Genomic DNA, 23,089 nt, shown 5'->3' on the forward strand with positions numbered 1-23,089 from the left:
CGTGACTTCCGCGCTGACTTCGGTCGGGACTCGTGCGCCGACTCGGGCGGGGTCCGTGCGCTGACCAGGTCACTCGTAGATGTAGACCGGCACCATGCCGGAGCTGAGGCTGCCGATCGCCGAGAAGGCGGCCGGGGTCAGGTCGATGACTCGGTTGGTGCGGCAGGAGCCGTTGCAGCACGAGGACTCGCCGCAGAAGCTCTTGGTGCGCGGGCCGCAGTCGGCGAGCGTGACGCACACCGTGGCGCCCGAGCACTGGTGGCGGACGTTCATGACGGCGCCGCAGGTGCGCCGCGGCATGTTGTCGCCGCACAGGTCGGGCCGGGTGATGTCCCAGCAGGCCGAGGAGAGGTTGGGCCAGGCCGCCATGTTCTGGGCGGACTGGCAGGTGCCGCAGGCGCCGGTGTTGGCGCTGCCGCACGAGCCCCAGGCGTTGCCGCAGCAGAACCAGGTCGCTTCGCCCGCCCAGAGCGAGGTCGATCCGCAGGCCATGTCTGTTCCCTTTCGTGGGGGCACAGGCCGTCGGGCAGCCCGTGCAGTGATGTCCTGTTCATGACAATCAAACGGCCTGGTGGTGGCCGCTCGAGCGCGGTGCTTGGTGGTCGCCGGTGCGGGCCGCCGGTGCAGGCTGCCAGTACAGGCCGCAGGTACAGGTCGCCGGAACAGGCCGCCGGCCCGCGTCCTCGCGGGCGGACGGAGTCCGTCGTGTGCGGTGCCGTGCGTTCGGTGCGGTAGGCGCTGTGCCGTAGGGCGTCGGATGGGAGGGCGGTGCGGGCGGAGCGTGGAGCACAGCCATGATGCCGAGTGCTACGCGCGTCCGGAAGTGGGCGTGCGCGGTCAATCCGCTCGGCCCGGTGGCGGCTGTGGCGCGGCCGGGTCACGCGGACCTCTCAGCCGTCCCATGCCGCCGCCGGGCCACGTCGACCTCTCAGCCCACGTCGACCTCTCAGCCCACGTCGACCTCTCATACTCACGCCGACCTCTTGGCCCCACGTCGACCTCTCGGCCCCACGTCGACCTCTTGGCCCCACGTCGACCTCTCGACCTCACGTCGACCTCTCGGCTCCACGTCGACCTCTCGACCTCACGTCGACCTCTCAGCCGGCCCGCCCGCAGGGTGAGAGCAACGTTCCCGGGCGGTCACCCGGCGCCACAGGCCGGAAACGCGCCCTTCCTACCTTCGGGAGTCGGCAGCGGCCCGTCACCGTTCGGCGCCGCGCACCACCCGCCCGACCGCGCCCTGGCCGCCCGGCCCTCGGCGCCCGAGCCCCGCGGCCGTCGCCCCCCGGCAACCGATCCCCGCAGCAACTGAGCCCCGTAGCAGCTGATCCCCGTACCAGCGTCATCGGTCCGCTGCTCGGCTCGCTGGTGCGGCCCCTGGGCGGCCGGCTCGCCGACCGGTACGGCGGCGCCCGCATCACGCTGTGGACGTATGTGGCCATGGCGGCGGCCACCGCCGCGCTCGTCGTCGCCGGTCTGCGGGAGTCGCCGGCGCTGTTCGTCGTCGTGTTCGTCGTCCTGTTCGCGCTCACCGGGCTCGGCAACGGCTCGACGTACAAGATGATCCCCGGCATCTTCCAGGCCAAAGCGCTGGCCTCGGGGCTGACGGGCGAGGAGGCCGCGCACTACGGGCGGCGGCTGTCCGGGGCCTCGATGGGGCTCATCGGGGCGGTCGGCGCGCTCGGCGGGGTCGGCATCAACCTCGCCTTCCGGCAGTCGTTCCTCAGCTCCGGGTCCGGCACCGGCGCGTTCGTCGCCTTCCTCGCCTTCTACGCCGTCTGCTTCGCGGTCACCTGGGCCGTATACCTTCGCCGGTCGGCCGCCGTGGCCGCCACCGAGACGGCCACCGAGACGAAACGGCAGCTCGGCTACGTCCGGGTGTGACGTAACGCCGTCGACATGGAGCCGAACCGAGCCTGTCATGCGCCGTTGACAGGCTCGTCGGAGTACGGCACCGCTGTCCGCTGTACGACGACTGTACGAAGACACTCCGTACGACGACCCTCTGTATGAAAGCCCTCTGTACAACGACCCTCTGTACGAAGGCCGGCGATACGACGATCTGTGGTACGACCTGTGGTACGAACTGCGGTACGACGACTGGAGTACGGGACGAGAGCGATGTACGACGAACAGCAGCGACCGGCGCGCGGGCCCCTCGCGGGGTTCACCGTGGGCGTGACGGCCGCGCGCCGCGCCGACGAACTCGGGGCGCTGCTCCAGCGGCGCGGTGCCGTCGTCGTGCACGGGCCCGCCCTGCGCATCGTGCCCCTGGCCGACGACGGCGAACTGCTCGCCGCGACCAAGGAGATCATCGACCGGGTGCCCGATGTGGTGGTGGCCACCACCGCCATCGGCTTCCGCGGCTGGGTCGAGGCGGCCGACGGGTGGGGGCTCGGCGAGCCGCTGCTCGGGCGGCTGCGCGGTGTCGAACTGCTGGCGCGCGGGCCCAAGGTGAAGGGCGCGATCCGGGCCGCGGGACTGACCGAGGAGTGGTCGCCGGCCAGCGAGTCGATGGCCGAGGTCCTCGACCGGCTGCTGGCGGAGGGCGTGGCCGGGCGACGGGTCGCCGTGCAACTGCACGGGGAGCCGCTGCCCGGGTTCGTGGAGGCGCTGCGGGCCGGTGGAGCGGAGGTGCTTGCGGTGCCGGTGTACCGGTGGATGCCGCCCGAGGACATCGGCCCCGTGGACCGGTTGCTGGACGCGGCCCTGACCCGAGGACTGGACGCGATCACCTTCACCAGCGCGCCCGCCGCCGCGTCGCTGCTGTCCCGGGCGGAGGAGCGGGGCCTGCTGGGCGAGTTGCTGGACGCCCTCCACCACGCGGTGCTGCCCGCGTGCGTCGGGCCGGTGACGGCGCTGCCGTTGGAGGACCGCGGGGTGACCACGGTGCAGCCGGAGCGCTTTCGGCTCGGGCCGCTCGTGCAGGTGCTGTGCCAGGAACTGCCGGGCCGCGCACGGGCGTTGCCGATCGCCGGGCACCGGGTGGAGATCCGGGGACACGCGGTGCTGGTGGACGGGGAACTCCGGCCGGTGCCGCCGGCCGGGATGGCACTGCTGCGGACGCTGTCGCGGCGGCCGGGGTGGGTGGTCGCCCGGTCCGAACTGCTGCGGGCGCTGCCCGGCGCCGGGCGGGACGAGCACGCCGTGGAGACGGCGATGGCCCGGCTGCGTACGGCCCTGGGCACGCCCAGACTGATCCAGACGGTGGTCAAACGCGGCTACCGGCTGGCCCTGGACCCGGCGACGGACGCGAAGTACGCCGACGGCTGACGACGGTTGACCGCCCCGCCTACCCCCCCACACGCACTACGCGCAAGGCACGGACGCCTGCCGGTGCCGGGCTTGTGCCGGGTGTGGGCCGGTGCCTCGGTGAGCCTGTGCACCGGGTGGTGCCGGGGGGCTGGGACCGTCCGTGCCGCGCGGGCGGTACGGGCCGTACGGGCCGGGGCGGTGATAGGGGTTCCGGGCCCCGGCCATGGCCGAGATGCGCGTCCGTATACACGCGGCGCGCAAGGCGCGGGCGCCTGCTCGTGCCCGGTGTGTGTCGGTGAGCCTGCGCGCCCGGTGGTGGCGGGCCGGTGGGACTTGCCCGTGGCGTGTGGGCTGGGCCGGCCTCGGGCGGTGTGAGGGGTTCCGGGCGCGGAAGCGGGCAGGCACTGTGGGAGAGGGAACGGTTCCCTGCCCTAGGCGGTGACTGGCACATGGCACTGGGTACGGCCCCCTACGAGCCGCGGTTCCACGCCGGACGGAGCTGTCTGGACCTCCTCGCGACCGCGCACCCCGAGGAACAACTGCACGCGGTGGAACCGTTGCGGGCCTGGATCCTCGGCTCCGGACTCGTACCGCCCGGTACCCCACTGGCCCACGCCGACCCCTCCTGGCTGGCCGGCTTCCGCGAACTGCGCGGACACATCGGCCAGTTGGTGCGCGGCAGTGTCAAGGGCGACGGGCGGCCGTACGATCTCGCGCTCGCCCAGGTCAACGCGGTCGCGCAGACCGCGCCCCCGGCGCCGCGCGCGGTGCGCCGCGGCGACGGTGCCCTCGTGCGGGAGCTGGCCGGTCCGCCCGAGTGCGCGGCGCTGCTCGGGGCCCTCGCGCGGGACGCCGTGGACCTGCTCACCGACCCCGTGGCGCGTGCGGCCGTCCGGGAGTGCGAGGGGGACAACTGTCCCATCGTGTACCTGGACACGTCCCGTGGGCGGCGCAGGCGCTGGTGCTCCAGCGAGGTCTGCGGAAACCGAGAGCGGGTGGCCCGCCACCGCCGCCGAGCAGCCCTGGCCCGCGCTTGACCCCGCCCCACATCACCCACCCCCAACCCCGCCCCCCTGCACCCGACCCGCACCTCAACTCCGCCCCGCTCGCGGCCAGTACGTGCCCACCGCACCCCAACTCCGCCCCCGTTCCCATCCAGTACGTGCCCACCGCACCCCAACCCCGCACCCCGCTCGCGTGTCATATGTGCGTGCCGTGCTCCAATCCGGCTCAGCAATAGGCCAGTCGGGGAAGTGATATGGGTAACACGGGGTTTGTTCGCGTCGGCGTGGGGGCAGCGTCGGCGCTCCGGTCGGCGTGTCGGAAATGTAAAGAAAACGCGGTGGGAATGTGCGCGCATGTCCCCTCTCGTCGCGGTACACCGAGGAAAACCGTCACCCCACTTTGAACACACCGCACTCCGCTTCCGTACCCGTGGTCGAGCGACCGACTGGGGGAACCCCCGGACATCGGAGGTGGGCGTGCGCAAGGATTCCGTCGTGGCCAATGAACGTGGATCGAGGGCCCGACATCGCATGTCCCAGCCCTCGGAGCCCGACGAGGAGTTGATGCGTGCGCTGTATCGCGAGCACGCGGGACCCCTCCTCGCCTATGTCCTCCGGCTGGTCGCCGGAGACCGGCAGCGCGCCGAGGACGTGGTGCAGGAAACGCTCATCCGTGCCTGGAAGAACGCCGGTCAGCTCAATCGAGCGACCGGATCGGTACGCCCCTGGCTGGTGACGGTCGCGCGCCGCATCGTCATCGACGGCCACCGCAGCCGGCAGGCCCGGCCGCAGGAGGTCGATCCGTCGCCGCTGGAGGTCATCCCCGCGGAGGACGAGATCGACAAGGCGCTGTGGCTGATGACGCTGTCTGACGCGCTCGACGACCTGACCCCGGCCCACCGGGAGGTGCTCGTCGAGACGTACTTCAAGGGGCGTACCGTCAATGAGGCGGCCGAGACCCTGGGCATACCCAGCGGCACGGTCCGCTCACGGGTGTTCTACGCCCTGCGTTCGATGAAGCTGGCACTGGAGGAGCGGGGGGTGACGGCGTGATGAGTGGGTACGGGGGACTCAACGGATTCAGCACGGGGGGTCCGGGTATGTCTGGACCCATGAGCCCCAGGCAGGGATCTCCGGCGCCCAACGAGCACGAGACGGTCGGCGCCTACGCGCTCGGCATCCTCGACGACACCGAGGCGACCGCTTTCGAAACCCACCTCGCCGGATGCGAATGGTGCGCGCAGCAGCTCGACGAACTCGCCGGGATGGAGCCCATGCTGGCCGCGCTCGCGGACCTGCCGGGAGCCGGTACGCCCGCGATCGGGGAGTCGCTGTCCGCCAAGCCCAGCCCGCGGCTCGCGGAGAAGCTGGTCGACGAGGTCGCCGAGCGCCGCGCCCGCAAACGGCGGCGGAGCTTCTACCTGGTCGCCGCGGCGGCCGCGCTGATCATCGGCGGTCCGCTGACCGCGCTGGCGGCGAGCGGCGGCTCGGACGGCGGCACCGGCACCGTGGCCGCGCCCCCCGCCCGGACCGCGTTCACCACCATGTCGGACAAGGTCACGGCGACCGACCCGAAGACGCATGTCACCGCGACGGTCGCGGTGGAGAAGAAGCGCTGGGGCGCGGACACCGTCCTGGAGCTGAAGAACGTCACCGGACCGGAGAAGTGCTCGCTGATCGCCGTCGGCAAGAACGGCGAGCGCGAGACGGTGACCTCCTGGTCCGTGCCGAACTGGGGCTACGGCCTGCCGGACGCCAAGACCGAGGAGGCCAAGAACCCCCTCTACGTCCGCGGCGGGGCCTCCCTGCAACCGGACGAGATCGACCACTTCGAGGTCATGACCTTCGGCGGCAAGAAGCTCGTCCAGATCGACGCGTGAGGCCGTCCGGCGTCGATGTGTGAGCCCGTCCGGTGGGATCCGCCGGACGGGCCGTAGCTTCCACGGGCCCCCTTCGCGTACGGTTGACGGCTGCCCAGCACGTCAGAAGGGGGCCCGGTGGCCGCTCAGGCTCAGCAATCCGCCGTCGGCTCGGTCCACGATTCCGTACGGGACCGGGAGATCGGCATCGAACAGGAACACCTGGACCGGGTGTACCGGCGGCTTGAGGAGAAGATCCACGAGGCCGAGTTCCTCATGGACGACGCGGCCCGGCGCGGCCAGGTCGGCACGCCCGGCGCGCTCGCCGAGCGCGACGCGCAGGTCTTCCGGGCCGGCGTCCACCTCAACCGGCTGAACAACGAGTTCGAGGACTTCCTGTTCGGCCGGATCGATCTGCTCCCCGGCAAGGACGGCAAGAAGGGCCCCGACGGCGCCTACACCGCCGTGGAACCCGCCGAGGGCGCGGTGCGCGCCGACCACACCGCCGACATCGCCGAGACCCTGCACATCGGGCGCATCGGCGTGCTGGACGAGGACTACGCGCCGCTGGTCATCGACTGGCGGGCACCCGCGGCGGCCCCCTTCTACCGCGCCACCCCCGTCGATCCCGGACGGGTCGTGCGCCGTCGCGTCATCCGCTCCAAGGGGCGCCGGGTGCTGGGCGTCGAGGACGACCTCATGCGCCCCGAGCTGACCGCCTTCCTGGACGGCCGACGGCTGCCGGTGATCGGCGACGGCGCCCTGATGGCCGCGCTGGGCCAGGCCCGCGGCCACACCATGCGGGACATCGTCTCCTCCATCCAGGCCGAGCAGGACCTGGTCATCCGCGCCCCCGCAGGCTCGGTGACCTATGTGGAGGGCGGGCCCGGCACGGGCAAGACGGCGGTCGCGCTGCACCGGGCGGCCTACCTGCTCTACCAGGACCGCCGCCGGTACGCGGGCGGCATCCTGATCGTCTCGCCGACCCCGCTGCTGGTGGCGTACACCGAGGGCGTGCTGCCCTCGCTCGGCGAGGAGGGGCAGGTCGCGATCCGGGCGATCGGCTCGCTCGTCGACGGCGCCGAGGCCACGCTGTACGACGCGCCGTCGGTGGCCCGGGCCAAGGGGTCGTACCGGATGCTGAAGGTGCTGCGGAAGGCGGCGCGCGGGGCACTGGAGCCGGGGCCGGGAGGCGGCACGGCACCGGCCGCCGGACAGCTCGCCCTCGGCGAGGACGACGACACCGACGCCGGACCGCGGGCTCCCTCGGGGACGCCCGGCCGGCTCCGTGTCGTCGCCTTCGGGCGGCGGCTGGAGCTGGGGGCCGCCGAACTGGAGCGCATCCGCCGTACCGCGCTCGGCGGCACCGCCCCCGTGAACCTGCTGCGCCCACGCGCCCGCAGGCTGCTCCTGGACGCCCTGTACGAGCAGTCCGGCGCCGCCGCCCGGCACAGCGACCCGGAGCTGGCCGCCGAGCTGCGCGCCTCGTTCGACGAGGACGTCACCGGCGAGGACACCTTCATCGCCTTCCTGGAGGCGTGGTGGCCCGAGCTGACCCCGAAGGCCGTCCTGGCCGCGATGGCCGACGAGCGCAGGCTCGGCCGCTGGGCCCGCCGCATCCTCAACCCGGGCGAGATCCGCAAGGTGGCCCGCTCCCTGAAGCGGGTCGGGTACTCCGTGCACGACATCGCGATGCTCGACGAGCTTCAGGCGATCCTCGGCACCCCGGCCCGTCCCCGCAAGAAGCGCGAACTGGACCCGCTGGACCAGCTCACCGGCCTGGAGGAGCTGATGCCGCTGCGCGAGGAGTCGCAGCGCGAGCGGGCCGAGCGGCTCGCGCAGGAGCGCGTCGAGTACGCGCATGTCATCGTCGACGAGGCGCAGGACCTCACGCCCATGCAGTGGCGGATGGTCGGCCGGCGCGGGCGGCACGCCAGCTGGACGGTCGTCGGCGACCCGGCCCAGTCCTCCTGGTCCGACCCCGACGAGGCGGCCGAGGCCCGCGACGAGGCCCTGGGAACCCGCCTGCCCGGCTCCCACCAGCGTCCCGGCGGGGGCGGGGCGGCGGGCCGCTCCGCGCGTACCCGGCGCTTCCGGCTCACCGTGAACTACCGCAACCCCTCCGAGATCGCCGACCTGGCGTCCAAGGTGCTGGCCCTCGCGATGCCGGGCTCCGAGTCCCCGACCGCGGTGCGCTCCACCGGGGTCGAGCCGCGTTTCACCGTGCTGCGGGGCTCCCTGGAGAAGACCGTGCGCGCGGAGGCCGAGCGGCTGCTCGGCCTTGTGGACGGCACGGTCGGCGTCGTCGTCGCCATGAACCGGCGCGCGGAGGCCGCGCGCTGGCTGGCCGGGCTCGGCGACCGGGTGGTGGCGCTCGGCAGCCTGGAGGCCAAGGGCCTGGAGTACGACGCGACGGTCGTGGTCTGCCCGGCGGAGATCGCCGACGAGAGCCCGGCCGGTCTGCGGGTGCTGTACGTCGCGCTGACCCGCGCCACCCAGCAGCTGACGGTCGTCTCGGGGGACCGGGACGAGCCGGACACGGCCGGGGTGCCGGACCTCCTGCGGGACTGAACGCGCGATGAACTCTCCGGACGGGAATGGCTGTACGGGATCCGTTTGTTAGCCTGGGTGTGACACCGGCTCGATCCAAGCCCCCGGGCCCAACCTTCGTCGCTACGAGCGACCACTTGCCGCGAGGCGAGCATGGCGGGTCGGTGTCATGAACGGTGGAGAGGCCCACGTCTCATCGGGACGTGGGCCTCTTTCGTTGCCTGGTCCCCTTTGGCACCCGGCCGCCTCGCCGCCTCGCCGCCTCGGCGGGTCGTCGGATCTCGTATGGTGGAAGTTGTCTTCCGAAATCATGTCGTGCCGGTGAACAAAACGTCCGCAATCCGGGGCGGCTACCACGTACTCGGGGGTAGGTGCGACGATCGGACGGCACAACTTCGCGACACGGTGAAAGCAGAGGAAGTCGGCCATGGCAACGGCGCCCAGCGTCTCCTACTCGATGACCATCCGGCTGGAGGTGCCCGCGAGCGGAACCGCCGTCTCGCAGCTCACCACCGCGGTGGAGTCCTCCGGAGGCTCGGTGACCGGCCTCGACGTCACCGCGTCCGGCCACGAGAAGCTCCGTATCGACGTGACCATCGCGGCCACCTCGACCGGGCACGCCGACGAGATCGTGGAGAAGCTGCGCGGCATCGAGGGCGTCACACTCGGCAAGGTCTCCGACCGTACGTTCCTCATGCACCTCGGCGGCAAGATCGAGATGCAGTCCAAGCACCCCATCCGCAACCGTGACGACCTGTCCATGGTCTACACGCCCGGGGTGGCCCGGGTCTGCATGGCGATCGCCGAGAACCCGGAGGACGCCCGCCGGCTCACCATCAAACGCAACTCCGTTGCGGTTGTGACGGACGGCTCCGCGGTGCTGGGCCTCGGCAACATCGGCCCGAAGGCCGCGCTGCCCGTCATGGAGGGCAAGGCGGCCCTGTTCAAGCGGTTCGCCGGCATCGACGCCTGGCCGCTGTGCCTCGACACCCAGGACACCGACCAGATCGTCGAGATCGTCAAGGCGATCGCCCCCGGCTTCGCCGGCATCAATCTGGAGGACATCTCCGCGCCCCGCTGCTTCGAGATCGAGGCCAGGCTGCGCGAGGCCCTCGACATCCCCGTCTTCCACGACGACCAGCACGGCACCGCGATCGTCGTCCTGGCGGCGCTGACCAACGCGCTGCGTGTGGTGGGCAAGGCGATCGAGAACGTCCGCGTCGTCATGTCCGGGGCCGGCGCGGCGGGTACGGCCATCCTCAAGCTGCTGCTCGCCGCGGGCGTCAAGAACGCCGTCGTCGCCGACATCCACGGCGTCGTGCACGCCGGCCGCGAGGACCTGGTGGCCGCGCCCATCGACTCACCGCTGCGCTGGATCGCGGACAACACCAACCCCGAGGGCCTCACGGGCACCTTGAAGGAGGCCGTGCGCGACGCGGACGTCTTCATCGGTGTCTCCGCCCCGAACGTGCTCGACAGCGACGATGTGGCGGGAATGGCGGACGGCGCGATCGTGTTCGCGCTCGCGAACCCGGACCCCGAGGTCGACCCGGCAATCGCCCGTCAGACGGCCGCGGTTGTGGCCACCGGCCGCTCCGACTTCCCGAACCAGATCAACAACGTGCTGGTTTTCCCGGGCGTCTTCCGCGGCCTGCTGGACGCCCAGTCCCACACCGTCAACACGGAGATGATGCTGGCCGCGGCGCAGGCGCTGGCCGATGTGGTCACCGAGGACGAACTGAACCCGAACTACATCGTGCCGAGCGTCTTCAACGACAAGGTCGCGGGTGCGGTGGCCGGCGCGGTGCGGGACGCGGCCAGGGCGGCCGCGGGCGCGCTGTAGCGCTTCGTACCGTAGTGTGCAAGGCGTGACGATCGACATGGCGGCCTCGCACCGGCGCGTCGCGGAACCTCCTGACGCCGGGCGCCCTCTAGGGTGACGGCCGAGCAGGCGCTTTTCGTGTGACTCCCTAGGGTGTTCTCACGACTCCTACGGGTGCCGGATTGGCTTTCCCGCCGCAGGTGGGGGCAGGATGCGTCCCTGGGCGCGAGCGCATCGGCTTCGCTGTGCCTGATCTGCGGCTCCGCCGCATGGCACGCCCCAACAGTAAGAAGAACACGGGAGTAACAACATGAATCGCAGTGAGCTGGTGGCCGCGCTGGCCGACCGCGCCGAAGTGACCCGCAAGGACGCCGACGCCGTTCTGGCCGCGTTCGCCGAGGTCGTCGGTGACGTCGTCTCCAAGGGCGACGAGAAGGTCACCATCCCCGGCTTCCTGACCTTCGAGCGCACCCACCGGGCCGCTCGCACCGCCCGCAACCCGCAGACCGGCGAGCCCATCAACATCCCCGCCGGCTACAGCGTGAAGGTCTCCGCGGGCAGCAAGCTCAAGGAATCGGCCAAGGGCAAGTAAGCGCTCCGCTTCGAGCGGTGGTCCACGGGAGCGTCGTTCGGCTGGTGTGTCGTGGGTGACTGCGGGTCGGTTGTGGCTGGTCACGCAGTTCCCCGCGCCCCTTCGGGGCGTGTCCGCGGCGGGCGCGGAAAACGATAAATGGGGCGGCCTCCTTCGTCGGGGGCCGCCCATTGTCGTGCGGGCGGTCGAGCGGGGCGGCTAGGGCAGCCCTAGCCGAGGGCCTTGCCGGGGAGTTCCACCTTCGCGCCGAGTTCCACGAGCTTTTCCATGAAGTTCTCGTAGCCGCGGTTGATGAGGTCGATGCCGTGCACCCGGGATGTGCCCTGCGCGGCCAACGCGGCGATCAGATACGAGAAACCGCCCCGCAGGTCCGGGATGACGAGATCGGCGCCCTGTAGACGGGTGGGGCCCGAGACGACCGCGGAGTGCAGGAAGTTGCGCTGCCCGAAACGGCAGTCGGAGCCGCCGAGGCACTCGCGGTAGAGCTGTATGTGCGCGCCCATCTGGTTCAGCGCGGAGGTGAAGCCCAGCCGGGACTCGTAGACCGTCTCGTGGATGATGGACAGGCCCGTCGCCTGGGTGAGCGCCACCACGAGCGGCTGCTGCCAGTCGGTCTGGAAGCCCGGGTGCACGTCCGTCTCCAGCGCGATGGACTTCAGCTGGCCGCCGGGATGCCAGAAGCGGATGCCCTCGTCGTCGATCTGGAAGGCGCCGCCCACCTTCCGGTAGGTGTTGAGGAAGGTCATCATCGAGCGCTGCTGGGCGCCGTGGACGTAGATGTTGCCCTCGGTCGCGAGCGCCGCCGACGCCCAGGACGCGGCCTCCAGCCGGTCCGGAAGGGCCCGGTGGGCATAGCCGTCGAGCTTGTCCACACCCGTGATGCGGATGGTGCGGTCGGTGTCCATCGCGATGATCGCGCCCATCTTCTGCAGGACGCAGATCAGGTCCTCGATCTCCGGTTCGACGGCCGCGTTGGACAACTCCGTGACGCCTTCGGCGAGTACGGCCGTCAGCAGCACCTGCTCGGTCGCGCCCACGGACGGGTACGGCAGCCGGATCTTTGTGCCGCGCAGCCCCTTGGGCGCCTCCAGGTACTGGCCGTCCGCGCGTTTCTCGATGACCGCGCCGAACTGCCGCAGCACGTCGAAGTGGAAGTCGATGGGCCGGCCGCCGATGTCACAGCCGCCCAGGCCCGGGATGAACGCGTGCCCCAACCGGTGCAGCAGCGGGCCGCAGAACAGGATCGGGATGCGCGAGGAGCCCGCGTGGGCATCGATGTCAGCGACGTTCGCGCTCTCCACGTGCGTCGGATCCAGCACCAGTTCGCCGGGTTCGTCGCCCGGACGCACCGTCACCCCGTGCAGTTGGAGCAGCCCGCGGACGACCCGGACGTCCCGGATGTCCGGCACATTGCCCAGCCGGCTCGGCGCACTGCCCAGCAGGGCGGCGACCATGGCCTTCGGTACGAGGTTCTTCGCACCGCGGACACGGATCTCGCCCTCCAGCGGGGTTCCGCCGTGGACAAGGAGGACATCGTCGTTGACGGTCATGTAACTCGCGTTCCGTGGAGGGGGCAGGGCCAGAGAGAGACAGAGTAATCGCCGTGAGCCCCCCTCCCGTAAGCCCGAGGGGCGCCCAGGTGCGTCATAGCTCTGTCACAACACGAACCGTTTCCCGACGGGCACATGGGGTCACCGGCCGCGGGGGTCGGCCGGGCGTGCGCCCACCGGCGCCGGGGGCCCCGCGCCGCCGCCCCGGGACACGGCCCCACCAGGCCCGGGCTCCGCCCCGCCCGTGAATCCCGGCCGCATTCACCCGCGTACCCCCGTTGGCTCCCCACTCGGCGGGAAGATGCGGGATCATGTCTGGCATGACCGAGGTGTCCTCGCTCACAGGGCGGTTGCTCGTGGCAACGCCCGCCCTGGCGGACCCGAACTTCGACCGCGCGGTGGTGCTCCTCCTCGACCACGACGAGGAGGGCTCCCTCGGTGTGGTCCTCAACCGTCCGACCCCGGTGGACGTGGGCGACATCCTGGAGGGCTGGGCTGCCCTCGCCGGTGAGCCCGGAGTGGTCTTCCAGGGTGGGCCGGTCTCGCTTGACTCGGCGCTCGGTGTCGCGGTCATCCCCGGGGAAGCGTCCGGCGACCACGCCCCGCTGGGCTGGCGCCGGGTGCACGGCTCGATCGGCCTCGTCGATCTGGAGGCCCCGCCCGAGCTGCTGGCCTCGGCCCTCGGCTCGCTGCGGATCTTCGCCGGATACGCCGGCTGGGGCCCCGGGCAGCTGGAGGACGAGCTGGTGGAGGGCGCCTGGTACGTCGTGGAGTCCGAGCCCGGTGACGTCTCCTCGCCCTCCCCGGAGCGGCTGTGGCGCGAGGTGCTGCGCCGGCAGCGCGGCGAGCTGGCGATGGTGGCCACGTATCCCGACGACCCGTCTCTCAACTGATGGGTGCCGGCTTCAGTACCCTGGCTGGTATGAGCACTCTTGAGCCCGAGCGCGGGACTGGTACGGGAACCCTCGTAGAGCCGACGCCACAGGTGTCCCACGGCGACGGTGACCACGAGCGCTTCGCCCATTACGTCCAGAAGGACAAGATCATGGCGAGCGCCCTCGACGGCACCCCCGTCGTGGCGCTGTGCGGCAAGGTCTGGGTGCCGGGCCGCGATCCGAAGAAGTATCCCGTGTGCCCCATGTGCAAGGAGATCTACGAGTCCATGGGCAGCGGTGGTGACGAGGGCGACGGCAAGTAACCGGCGTTCCGCCGGCTGATATCCCGCGAGGTCTCCGGGTGCGCTGCGGCGTGCTCCGGGGGCCTTTGTCGTGCCGGGGCGGTGCGGGAAGCGCGGCGGCCGGGTCACAGAATGGTTCAGACCTCTTGTCGGCATGTTCATGTAGTTCATAACCTCCCTGTGTTGTGCAGAGCGAAATCGTCATTGCGTATGCTGCAACGCACTTCCGGAGGGTCACTCCATGAAGCTGTCCGCACGTCTCGCTCCCGCACTGCTGACCGCCCCGGTCCTCACCGCCTGCGCCCCGCAGTCCTCCTCCGACTCCGCCTCCGACGAGGACGCCAAGAGCGGCACCCTGCGCGTGTGGCTCTTCCAGGAGGTCGGCAACCAGCGACGTCTTCGAGGACCTGGGCCTTTCCGTGCCGAAGGCGATGGCCGAACTGGCCGCTACGGCCCGCGCGCTCCGGGCGGCCCAGCCGGACCTGTACGGCCTGGCCGTCGGCGGCGCCCACACCTGTGGCGCGCTGTCTTTCCTGTGGGCGGGCGGCGGCGAACTCGCCCCCGGCAAGGGCGGTTCGTACGCCTCCGCGATCGACAGCGCGGCCGCGCAGAAGGGCATCAAGACCTACACCTCCCTGTTCTCCGACGACAACTGTCCCGCCGCCAAGTGCGCGGGCACGACCGGCAACCACACGGTGACCGCGTTCGCGGCCGGCAAGGCGGGCATGGTGATCGGCGGCGACTTCAGCCACGCGGCCGTCGAGGCCGGGAAGGTCAACGGCAAGCACGCGGTGGTGCCACTGCCCGGGGTGGCGCCCGGGCCGGTCGCCCCCGCGTTCGCGGGCGGCAACACCATCGGTGTGCTGAAGAGCACGACGCACCGCACGCCGGCCGTCGACCTGATGGAGCGGCTTTGCTGATCCTGCTCGCCGTGACGCTCGGCTACCCGCGATCGCTGCGCCGGCAGGGGGAGGAGCTGTGAGTGTCGTGAATCTTGTGCGCGGCTTTCCGCGACGGCCCGGCCCCGCGATGGCCGAGGCGACGGTGCTCCTCGTCGCCGCGGTGGTCGCCTTCCCGCTGTACTGGATGGTGCTCAGCGCCTTCAAACCAGCCGGCGAGATCGAGTCGGACGAACCCCGGCCGTGGACCCTGACGCCGTTCCTTGACTCCTTCCTGCGGGTCTTCGGGCAGCAGGAATTCGGCCGTTACTTCCTCAACGGCCTCGTCGTGGCGTGCACGGTCGTGACCGCCTCGGCACTGATCGCGTTTCTCGCGGCGACCGCCGTGACCCGATTCCGTTTCCGCTTCCGCACCACCTTGTCGATCAGGTTCCTGGTGGCCCGGACGGTGCCCGTGGAAGCCCTCACGATCCCCGTCCTTCCTCATGCGGGACTTCGGCCGACCGAACCGCTCGGCTCACTGATCCTGCCGCACATCGCCCTCTCGCTGCCCTTCGAGATCCGGATGCTGCGGGGCTTCGTGAAAGCGGCACCCGAGGCCCTGGAGGAGGTCGCGTACATCGACGGGGCCGAGCCGTGCGCGATTTCTGTGGCAGATCCTTTTTCCGCTCGTCTTCGCGGGTCTGGTGGCCACCGGCGTCTTTTCCTTCATCTCGGCCTGGAACGACTTCCTGTTCGCCAAGTCCTTCATCATCAGCGGCACTTCGCAGTCCACCCTGCCGATGGCTCCGCTGGTCTTCCACAAGCCGGACGAGCCGGACCGGGGCGGTGTGATGGCGGCCTCCACGGTGATGACGATTCCGGTGCTGATCTTCTTCGTACTCGTACAGCGACGGCTGGTCTCCGCACTGGGCGGAGCGGTCAAGGAGTGACGTGACTTCGACGACGACGGAACTGATCCCGGCCCCCCTGACGGCGGGGAATCCGGCCGCCGGTGCCGACTTCGTGCTCGACGCGAGCACGGTGATCGACGCCGGCCCCGGCACCGAGCACACCGCCCGCTGGCTGCGCGGTGCGCTCGGGGCCGCGACGGGGTTCGCGCTGCCGCCCGGATCCGCCGACGGCGGCGGGGCCCTCCGGCTGCGGACCAGGCCCGAGGAGGCCGCCCGGCTCGGGCCTGAGGGCTACACACTGCACATCGACGGCGACGCCGTCACCGTGCACGGCGGCGGCCCGGCCGGCGTGTTCTGGGGCGCGCAGACGCTGCGTCAACTGCTCGGCCCCGACGCCTTCCGGCGCGCCCCGCTCGCCCCCAACCGCCGCTGGACGGTGCCCGCCATCGCCGTCGAGGACGCCCCGCGGTTCCGCTGGCGCGGTCTCATGCTCGACGTGGCCCGGCACTTCACACCCAAGGAAGGCGTCCTTCGGTACCTGGATCTGATGGCCGCGCACAAACTCAACGTCTTCCACTTCCATCTGACGGACGATCAGGGATGGCGGGTGGAGATCAAGCGGTACCCCAAGCTGACCGAGACCGGAGCCTGGCGGGCGCGGACGAAATTCGGTCACCGGGCCTCACCGCTGTGGGAGGAGAAGCCACACGGTGGCCACTACACCCAGGACGACATCCGGGAGATCGTGGCCTACGCCGCCGAGCGGCATATCGCCGTCGTCCCGGAAATCGACCTGCCGGGCCACTCGCAGGCCGCCATCGCCGCGTATCCGGAACTCGGCAACACCGACGTCATCGACACCACCGCCCTCTCCGTCTGGGACACCTGGGGGATCTCTTCGAACATACTCGCCCCCACTGACACCACCCTGCGGTTCTACGAGGGGGTGTTCGAGGAACTGCTGGAACTCTTCCCCGTGGGCGCCACCGAGTTCCCGGCGGACTCGGCAGACCCGCCGTTCCCGCCGTTCTCAGCGTTCTCGCCGTTCTCGCCGTTCTCGGCGTTCTCGGGGTTCATTCACATCGGCGGCGACGAATGCCCCAAGGACCAGTGGCGGCGGTCGCCCACCGCACAGGCCCGCATCAAGGAACTCGGGCTGGCCGACGAGGACGCGTTGCAGTCCTGGTTCATCCGGCACTTCGACCGCTGGCTCACCGCGCGCGGGCGCCGGCTCATCGGCTGGGACGAGATCCTGGAGGGCGGGCTCGCCGAGGGCGCGGCCGTCGCGTCCTGGCGCGGCTACCAGGGCGGGATCGCCGCCGCGCGTGCCGGCCACGACGTCGTCATGTGCCCCGAACAGCACGTCTACCTCGACCACCGGCAGGCCGCCGACCCGGACGAACCCGTACCGATCGGCTTCGTCCGCACCCTGGAGGACGTCTACCGTTTCGAGCCCGTTCCCCCGGAGTTGGACGCGCGGCAGGCCCGCCATGTGCTGGGCACCCAGGCCAACCTGTGGACCGAGGTGATGGAGAACCACGCGCGCGTGGACTATCAGGCCTTCCCGAGGCTGGCCGCCTTCGCCGAAGTGGCCTGGAGTCGCCTGCCCGCCCCGGCGGAGCGGGACTTCGCCGGTTTCGAGCGCCGGATGGCCGCCCACTACCGGCGGCTCGACGCCCTGGGCGTCGACTACCGGCCGCCGTCCGGGCCCCGGTCGTGGCAGCGCCGCCCCGGCGTGCCGGGCCGGCCCCTCGACGGGCCGCCGCCGAAGCGGTAGCCCCGCGGCAGGCCGGTCGCCACCAGGCACGACCGGCCGTCGTCGTCCCGCGGCCGGTCGTCCCGCGGCCGGTCGCCCGCCTCGCCCGCTCCCGCCGGCGGGCTCGCCGTCGCGGCCCGCCCGCGAGGCCCGCCCGCGAGGCCCGAACACGTGCTGGAAAAAGACCTCAGGGGTCACCGAAGAGTGTCATTCGTCGCGCATCGGTGAGGACGGTGGAAAACATGCCATCTCCCCAGCGAGGGGGGTGAATGCCTCCTAGCGGACCCCCGCGTTCGGGCCTTGCGAAGATGTGCCAGAGTTGCCACGTCCGCCCTGTCAGCACGTACCGTACGGCAACACAGGTGGGACCAGGTGGGGCAGCGGGAAGGGGCAGCCGGTTTGACCACGCACGCACCGCAGGCGGCGCAGGCCGTCACCCTGCCCACGACGCTGGACGAGGCCGTGGCGGCGCTCACCGCCATGCCGGCCGCCGTCCCCGTGGCGGGCGGCACCGACCTCATGGCCGCCGTCAACTCCGGACAGCTCAGGCCCGCCGCCCTGGTGGGCCTAGGCCGCATCAGCGAGATCCGCGGCTGGCAGTACCAGGACGGCCACGCGCTCCTCGGCGCCGGACTCACGCACGCGCGCATGGGCCGCCCGGACTTCGCGGCCCTGATCCCGGCGCTCGCCGCCGCCGCGCGCGCCGCCGGCCCGCCGCACATCCGCAACGCGGGCACCCTGGGCGGCAACATCGCCTCGGCCGCGCCCACGGGCGACGCGCTGCCGGTCCTCGCCGCCCTGGAGGCGACGCTGGTCATCGCGGGCCCTCAGGGGGCGCGCCGGGAGCTTCCGGTCTCGCATCTGCTCGCCGGCGTGGAGATGCTCGGCGGTGGCGAACTCATCGGCTACGTACGCGTGCCGCTGCTGCACGCCCCGCAGGTCTTCCTGAAGGCGACCGGACGCACGGGGCCCGGCCGGGCCGCCGCTTCCGTGGCGCTCGTCCTCGACCCCGCGCGGCGCGGAGTGCGGTGCGCCGTGGGTGCCATAGCGCCGATGCCGCTGCGGCCCCTGGAAGCCGAGCAGTGGGTGGCCCGGCTCATCGACTGGGACAACGACCGCGCGCTCGTGCCCGAGGCGCTGCACGCCTTCGGGGAGTACGTCGCCGCGGCCTGCATCCCCGACCCGGCCCCGGAGCAGGACGGCTCCGTACCGCAACTGCCGCCCGCCGTACTGCACCTGCGGCGCACCGTCGCCGCGCTGGCCCGACGAGCACTGGGGAGGGCGCTGTCGTGACCGACGACCAGCACGGAGAGAACCCGCCCCGGGAGGGCGGCCGCTGGGACCCGCTGCCCCAGGGCGATTACGACGACGGCGCGACCGCCTTCGTGAAGCTGCCCGAGGGAGGCATCGACGCGCTGCTGTCCTCGGACAGCCCGCTCGCCGCGCCCGGCCACGGCTATGTGCCGCCGCAGATAGCGGCGGCCCCCGCCGGGGACGGCACCGACCCCGCGGGCACCGGCGGCTGGTCGATGCCGGCCGACGGCACGCAGTGGCCCGACCCGAACGCCGTGCCCCAGCAGCCGGGCGCCGGCGACCGGTTCACGTACCCGCCCGCGGCCACCCAGCACTGGACCTACGAGGAACCGGTGGCGCCCGCCGCCGGCCAGGACGTGACCGGGCAGTGGTCCATCCCCGTCGTCGGGGGTGACCTTCCGGACGAGTCGGGCGAGTTCAGCGCGTCCTCCCTCGTCGAGCAGTGGGGCGGCACGCCGCCCGCCACCCTGCCCGGCGGCGCCCCCGCGCCCTGGGCCACGGAGACCGCGGGACAGCCCTGGGAACAGCAGGCGGCACCGCCCGGACAGCCGGCCGCGCCCCCGCGCGCGGACGGGCCGCCGGAGGGGGGCGCGCCGCACGTCGCTCCGCAGCGGTTCGCGCCCGCCGAGCCCTACCAGGACGCCCCGGCCGGACCGGGCGAGGCGGTCCCGGGCGCTGACGGCCCGACAGACCACGCCCCCGCGGGGCACGGCCCGGTTGTCCCCGCGCCCGCGGGGCACGGCCCGGCGGACCGCACCGCGTCGGGACACGGCACGGCCGCACACGGCACGGCGCTCCGGCCCGACGACGGCCACGAGCCCGTGGCCGAACACGCCGCCTCCCAGGCCCCGCCCGAGGCCGACGCGCCGGTCACCCACGAGACGGCGCCCGTCGCCGACGAGACGGTGCCGGTCACCCACGAGACGGACGGGACCGCTGCCGACACTGAGGCCACCGGGCCCGCCGCGGACCACGAGACCACCGGAAGCAGCGAGGCGCCGGGAGCCGCCGACGGCGACGAGGAGGGCCCTGACGGGGCCGCTGAGCCCCCGGCAGGGCCCGAGTCGCCCGACGACACCGCGAGCGGTCCGCACGGCGCGCAGCCGCCCGCCACGCCCGACGGCCCCGCCGCCCCGGCCGAGGAGGCCGCGGACGCGCCGCCGCCCCCGCACGACGACCACCCCCTCGCCTCGTACGTCCTGCGCGTCAACGGCACCGACCGCCCCGTCACCGACGCCTGGATCGGCGAGTCGCTGCTGTACGTGCTGCGCGAGCGGCTCGGGCTCGCCGGCGCCAAGGACGGCTGCTCACAGGGCGAGTGCGGCGCCTGCAACGTCCAGGTGGACGGGCGCCTCGTCGCCTCCTGCCTGGTGCCCGCGGTCACCGCGGCCGGCAGCGAGGTCCGCACCGTCGAGGGCCTTGCCGTCGACGGGCGGCCCTCCGACGTCCAGCGGGCGCTCGCCAGACGCGGCGCCGTGCAGTGCGGATTCTGCGTCCCCGGCATGGCGATGACCGTGCACGACCTGCTGGAGGGCAACCCGGCGCCCACCGAACTGGAGGCGCGTCAGGCCCTGTGCGGCAACCTGTGCCGCTGCTCCGGCTACCGGGGCGTCCTGGACGCCGTCAAGGAGGTCGTCGCCGAACGCGAGGCGCACAGCGCGGCCGACGCCGAGCAGGACGACGCGGACGGGGCGCGTATTCCGCACCAGGCGGGCCCGGGCGCCGGCGGCGTCCACGCCTCGGCGTTCGAGACGCGGCACGCGCCGGGACCGCACGACCAGCCCTACGGCCAGGACGGAGGCCAGGCGTGACCAACGAAGCCGGCACCGCGACCACGGTCCCGGAGGCCGCCGACGCCCCCGAACAACTGCCGCACGGCCTCGGCGTGTCCCTGCCGTCGGCCGACGCCCCCGCCAAGACCGAGGGCACCTTCCCGTACGCGGCCGACCTGTGGGCCGAGGGCCTGCTGTGGGCGGCCGTGCTGCGCTCCCCGCACGCGCACGCGCGCATCGTCTCCGTCGACACCTCCCACGCGCGCGAGATGCCCGGCGTACGGGCCGTCATCACCCACGAGGACGTGCCCGGCACCCCGTGGCACGGCCGGGGCACCCCCGACCGGCCGGTGTTCGCCTCCGAGGTCGTACGGCACCACGGCGAGCCCATCGCGGCCGTCGCCGCCGACCACCCGGACACCGCGCGGATGGCCGCCGCCGCCGTCATCGTCGAGTACGAGACCCTTGACCCGGTCACCGACCCCGAGCAGGCGTTCGAGGCCGAACCCCTGCACCCCGACGGCAACCTGATCCGCCATATCCCGCTGCGCCACGGCGATGCGGACGCGGCCGGCGAGATCGTCGTCGAGGGCCAGTACCGCATCGGCCGCCAGGACCCCGCGCCCATCGGCGCCGAGGCCGGCCTCGCGGTGCCCCGCCCCGACGGCGGCGTCGAGCTGTATCTGGCCTCCACCGACCCGCACACCGACCGCAACACCGCCGCCGCCTGCTACGGCCTGTCCCCGGACCGGGTGAAGATCGTCGTCACCGGTGTCCCCGGGGCCACTGCCGACCGCGAGGACCAGGGCTTCCAGCTCCCGCTCGGCCTGCTCGCCCTGAAGACGGGCTGCCCGGTGAAGCTGACCGCGACCCGCGAGGAGTCCTTCCTGGGCCACGCCCACCGGCACCCCACGCTGCTGCGCTACCGCCACCACGCCGACGCCGAGGGCAGGCTGGTGAAGGTCGAGGCGCAGATCCTGCTCGACGCGGGCGCGTACGCCGACACCTCCGCCGAGGCGCTGGCCGCCGCCGTCTCCTTCGCCTGCGGCCCCTACGTCGTGCCGAACGCCTTCATCGAGGGCTGGGCCGTACGCACCAACAACCCGCCCTCCGGCCATGTGCGCGGCGAGGGCGCGATGCAGGTGTGCGCCGCCTACGAGGCGCAGATGGACAAGCTCGCGAAGAAACTCGGCCTCGACCCGGCGGAGCTGCGCCTGCGCAACACGCTCGCCACCGGGGACGTGCTGCCCATCGGCCAGACGGTGACCTGCCCGGCACCGGTCGCCGAACTCCTCCAGGCCGTACGGGACTTCCCGCTGCCCGCGCTCCCCAAGGACATCCCCGAGGAGGACTGGCTGCTGCCCGGCGGCCCCGAGGGCGCGGGCGAGCCGGGCGCGGTGCGCCGGGGCGTCGGCTATGGCCTCGGCATGGTCCACATGCTCGGCGCGGAGGGCGCCGACGAGGTCTCCACGGCGACCGTCAAGGTCCAGGAGGGCACGGCGACCGTGCTGTGCGCGGCGGTGGAGACCGGCCAGGGCTTCACCACGCTCGCCCGGCAGATCGTCCAGGAGACCCTGGGCATCGACGAGGTCCACGTGGCCCCCGTCGACACCGACCAGCCCCCGGCAGGCGCGGGCTCGCGCGGCCGGCACACCTGGGTCTCCGGCGGAGCCGTGGAGCGCGCGGCGAAGATGGTCCGCGCCCAGCTTCTGCAGCCCCTGGCGCACAAGTTCGGGATGTCGACCGAACTGCTCCAGATCACCGACGGCAAGATCACCTCGTACGACGGTGTGCTGTCGACGACCGTCACGGAGGCGATGGACGGCAAGGAACTGTGGGCCACCGCCCAGTGCCGCCCGCACCCCACCGAGCCGCTGGACGACTCCGGGCAGGGCGACGCCTTCGTGGGCCTCGCGTTCTGCGCGGTGCGCGCGGTGGTGGACGTCGACATCGAACTCGGTTCGGTGCGGGTCGTGGAGCTGGCCGTCGCCCAGGACGTGGGCCGTGTGCTCAACCCGGCGCAGCTGACCGCCCGGATCGAGGCGGGTGTCACCCAGGGCGTCGGTATCGCGCTCACCGAGAACCTGCGCACCCCCCGCGGTCTGGTCCGGCACCCCGACCTCACCGGGTACGCGCTGCCCACGGCCCTGGACACACCGGACATCAAGATCGTCAAGTTGGTCGAGGAGCGGGACGTGGTCGCTCCGTTCGGCGCGAAGGCGGTCAGCGCGGTCCCGGTCGTCACCTCCCCGGCGGCCATTGCCTCCGCCGTACGCGCCGCGACCGGCCGTCCGGTCAACCGTCTGCCGATCCGCCCGCAGGCCGCGGTGGTCACGGACCGATGAGCACACCCGAAGCCCCCCAGGGTCCGCGCTACGAACCGGCACCCGGTCCGGGCCGGCTGCTGCTGTGGATCCTTGTGTTCGCGCTGGCGGCGGTCGCCGTCGTGCTGGGCGGTGTCTACTTCACCTGACGCGGGGGCCGTGGTCGCCGCGGCTCGGGCGGCGGCCGGTCACCACGGCGTGGGCCGTCACCGAGACGACGGACGCGATTCCCGCCGGGACGCAACGTGCGAGGGTCGCATGACGTCCTTTCCGGTGGGGCGTTGTCAGTGGTGCCGCGTAGTGTGACGGTCAGTGGGGGACG

16 protein-coding genes and 3 pseudogenes are annotated in these 23,089 nt (G+C 72.4%); 17 read left to right on the top strand and 2 right to left on the bottom strand.

The genetic code is table 11. The features are described from left to right. Window positions 1-69: 69 nt before the first annotated feature. Window positions 70-492 (bottom strand): RlpA-like double-psi beta-barrel domain-containing protein, encoded by a 423-nt coding sequence (locus ABT245_RS22650; protein ID WP_351736286.1) that lies wholly within the window; start codon window positions 490-492, stop codon window positions 70-72. Between the two features lie 852 nt (window positions 493-1,344). Here ABT245_RS22650 and ABT245_RS22655 point away from each other — a divergent pair. The 8 genes and pseudogenes from ABT245_RS22655 to ABT245_RS22690 form a co-directional block, all read left to right on the top strand. Then, window positions 1,345-1,884, top strand: a pseudogene (locus ABT245_RS22655) (MFS transporter); the annotation flags it as partial. Between the two features lie 237 nt (window positions 1,885-2,121). Next, window positions 2,122-3,273: a uroporphyrinogen-III synthase gene (locus ABT245_RS22660; protein WP_351736288.1), complete on the top strand. Its 1,152-nt coding sequence runs from the start codon at window positions 2,122-2,124 to the stop codon at window positions 3,271-3,273. 431 nt (window positions 3,274-3,704) lie between these two features. After that, window positions 3,705-4,292, top strand: coding sequence for a CGNR zinc finger domain-containing protein (locus tag ABT245_RS22665; protein ID WP_351736290.1), 588 nt, complete (start codon window positions 3,705-3,707; stop codon window positions 4,290-4,292). Between the two features lie 498 nt (window positions 4,293-4,790). Then, window positions 4,791-5,312 (top strand): sigma-70 family RNA polymerase sigma factor, encoded by a 522-nt coding sequence (locus ABT245_RS22670; protein ID WP_010039908.1) that lies wholly within the window; start codon window positions 4,791-4,793, stop codon window positions 5,310-5,312. A 59-nt stretch (window positions 5,313-5,371) separates the two neighbouring features. Further along, window positions 5,372-6,139 carry an anti-sigma factor family protein gene (locus ABT245_RS22675; protein ID WP_351736292.1) on the top strand — a complete coding sequence of 256 codons (768 nt, stop codon included), beginning with the start codon at window positions 5,372-5,374 and terminating at the stop codon, window positions 6,137-6,139. A gap of 117 nt (window positions 6,140-6,256) precedes the next feature. Further along, on the top strand, window positions 6,257-8,689 hold the full coding sequence (locus ABT245_RS22680; protein ID WP_351736294.1) for a HelD family protein: 2,433 nt from the start codon (window positions 6,257-6,259) through the stop codon (window positions 8,687-8,689). Window positions 8,690-9,095: 406 nt separating this feature from the next. After that, window positions 9,096-10,511, top strand: a complete 1,416-nt coding sequence (locus ABT245_RS22685) for an NAD-dependent malic enzyme (protein WP_351736296.1) — start codon at window positions 9,096-9,098, stop codon at window positions 10,509-10,511. A gap of 289 nt (window positions 10,512-10,800) precedes the next feature. After that, window positions 10,801-11,082, top strand: a complete 282-nt coding sequence (locus tag ABT245_RS22690) for an HU family DNA-binding protein (RefSeq protein WP_351736298.1) — start codon at window positions 10,801-10,803, stop codon at window positions 11,080-11,082. Between the two features lie 209 nt (window positions 11,083-11,291). Here ABT245_RS22690 and murA read toward each other — a convergent pair whose 3' ends face one another. Beyond that, the gene (murA, locus tag ABT245_RS22695) at window positions 11,292-12,632 is read right to left on the bottom strand and encodes a UDP-N-acetylglucosamine 1-carboxyvinyltransferase (protein WP_351736300.1); all 1,341 of its coding nucleotides are present in this window, start codon (window positions 12,630-12,632) and stop codon (window positions 11,292-11,294) included. Window positions 12,633-12,952: 320 nt separating this feature from the next. Between murA and ABT245_RS22700 the strand changes: the two genes are divergently transcribed. From ABT245_RS22700 to ABT245_RS22740, 9 genes and pseudogenes are all read left to right on the top strand, one after another. After that, complete coding sequence (locus ABT245_RS22700; protein ID WP_351736302.1) at window positions 12,953-13,525, top strand: YqgE/AlgH family protein; 573 nt, start codon at window positions 12,953-12,955, stop codon at window positions 13,523-13,525. A gap of 29 nt (window positions 13,526-13,554) precedes the next feature. Continuing rightward, a complete protein-coding gene (locus tag ABT245_RS22705) occupies window positions 13,555-13,830 on the top strand; it encodes a DUF3039 domain-containing protein (RefSeq protein WP_351736304.1) in 276 nt (91 codons plus the stop codon). Between the two features lie 220 nt (window positions 13,831-14,050). Then, a pseudogene (locus ABT245_RS22710) lies at window positions 14,051-14,723 on the top strand (extracellular solute-binding protein); the annotation flags it as partial. Between the two features lie 73 nt (window positions 14,724-14,796). Further along, window positions 14,797-15,640 (top strand): annotated as a pseudogene (locus ABT245_RS22715) (carbohydrate ABC transporter permease). A gap of 1 nt (window position 15,641) precedes the next feature. Then, on the top strand, window positions 15,642-17,378 hold the full coding sequence (locus ABT245_RS22720) for a beta-N-acetylhexosaminidase (protein WP_351736306.1): 1,737 nt from the start codon (window positions 15,642-15,644) through the stop codon (window positions 17,376-17,378). Window positions 17,379-17,756: 378 nt separating this feature from the next. Then, the gene (locus ABT245_RS22725) at window positions 17,757-18,650 is read left to right on the top strand and encodes an FAD binding domain-containing protein (RefSeq protein WP_351736308.1); all 894 of its coding nucleotides are present in this window, start codon (window positions 17,757-17,759) and stop codon (window positions 18,648-18,650) included. Further along, complete coding sequence (locus ABT245_RS22730; RefSeq protein ID WP_351736310.1) at window positions 18,647-20,482, top strand: 2Fe-2S iron-sulfur cluster-binding protein; 1,836 nt, start codon at window positions 18,647-18,649, stop codon at window positions 20,480-20,482. The genes ABT245_RS22725 and ABT245_RS22730 overlap by 4 nt, the downstream gene beginning before the upstream one ends. Further along, complete coding sequence (locus ABT245_RS22735) at window positions 20,479-22,788, top strand: xanthine dehydrogenase family protein molybdopterin-binding subunit (protein ID WP_351736312.1); 2,310 nt, start codon at window positions 20,479-20,481, stop codon at window positions 22,786-22,788. The genes ABT245_RS22730 and ABT245_RS22735 overlap by 4 nt, the downstream gene beginning before the upstream one ends. After that, the gene (locus ABT245_RS22740) at window positions 22,785-22,916 is read left to right on the top strand and encodes a hypothetical protein (RefSeq protein ID WP_351736314.1); all 132 of its coding nucleotides are present in this window, start codon (window positions 22,785-22,787) and stop codon (window positions 22,914-22,916) included. Before ABT245_RS22735 ends, ABT245_RS22740 begins: the two co-directional genes overlap by 4 nt. The last annotated feature ends 173 nt before the right edge of the window (window positions 22,917-23,089 follow it).

This window comes from Streptomyces sp. NPDC001508, from assembly GCF_040298665.1.
Taxonomy (GTDB): domain Bacteria; phylum Actinomycetota; class Actinomycetes; order Streptomycetales; family Streptomycetaceae; genus Streptomyces.

What these genes read in the sequence shown, in the direction of transcription:
- murA (WP_351736300.1), bottom strand. Translation starts at nt 12,632, where the DNA reads ATGACCGTCAACGACGATGTCCTCCTTGTCCACGGCGGAACCCCGCTG.
- ABT245_RS22650 (WP_351736286.1), bottom strand. Translation starts at nt 492, where the DNA reads ATGGCCTGCGGATCGACCTCGCTCTGGGCGGGCGAAGCGACCTGGTTC.
- ABT245_RS22690 (WP_351736298.1), top strand. Translation starts at nt 10,801, where the DNA reads ATGAATCGCAGTGAGCTGGTGGCCGCGCTGGCCGACCGCGCCGAAGTG.
- ABT245_RS22700 (WP_351736302.1), top strand. Translation starts at nt 12,953, where the DNA reads ATGACCGAGGTGTCCTCGCTCACAGGGCGGTTGCTCGTGGCAACGCCC.
- ABT245_RS22665 (WP_351736290.1), top strand. Translation starts at nt 3,705, where the DNA reads ATGGCACTGGGTACGGCCCCCTACGAGCCGCGGTTCCACGCCGGACGG.
- ABT245_RS22685 (WP_351736296.1), top strand. Translation starts at nt 9,096, where the DNA reads ATGGCAACGGCGCCCAGCGTCTCCTACTCGATGACCATCCGGCTGGAG.
- ABT245_RS22705 (WP_351736304.1), top strand. Translation starts at nt 13,555, where the DNA reads ATGAGCACTCTTGAGCCCGAGCGCGGGACTGGTACGGGAACCCTCGTA.
- ABT245_RS22660 (WP_351736288.1), top strand. Translation starts at nt 2,122, where the DNA reads ATGTACGACGAACAGCAGCGACCGGCGCGCGGGCCCCTCGCGGGGTTC.
- ABT245_RS22675 (WP_351736292.1), top strand. Translation starts at nt 5,372, where the DNA reads ATGAGCCCCAGGCAGGGATCTCCGGCGCCCAACGAGCACGAGACGGTC.
- ABT245_RS22740 (WP_351736314.1), top strand. Translation starts at nt 22,785, where the DNA reads ATGAGCACACCCGAAGCCCCCCAGGGTCCGCGCTACGAACCGGCACCC.
- ABT245_RS22670 (WP_010039908.1), top strand. Translation starts at nt 4,791, where the DNA reads ATGTCCCAGCCCTCGGAGCCCGACGAGGAGTTGATGCGTGCGCTGTAT.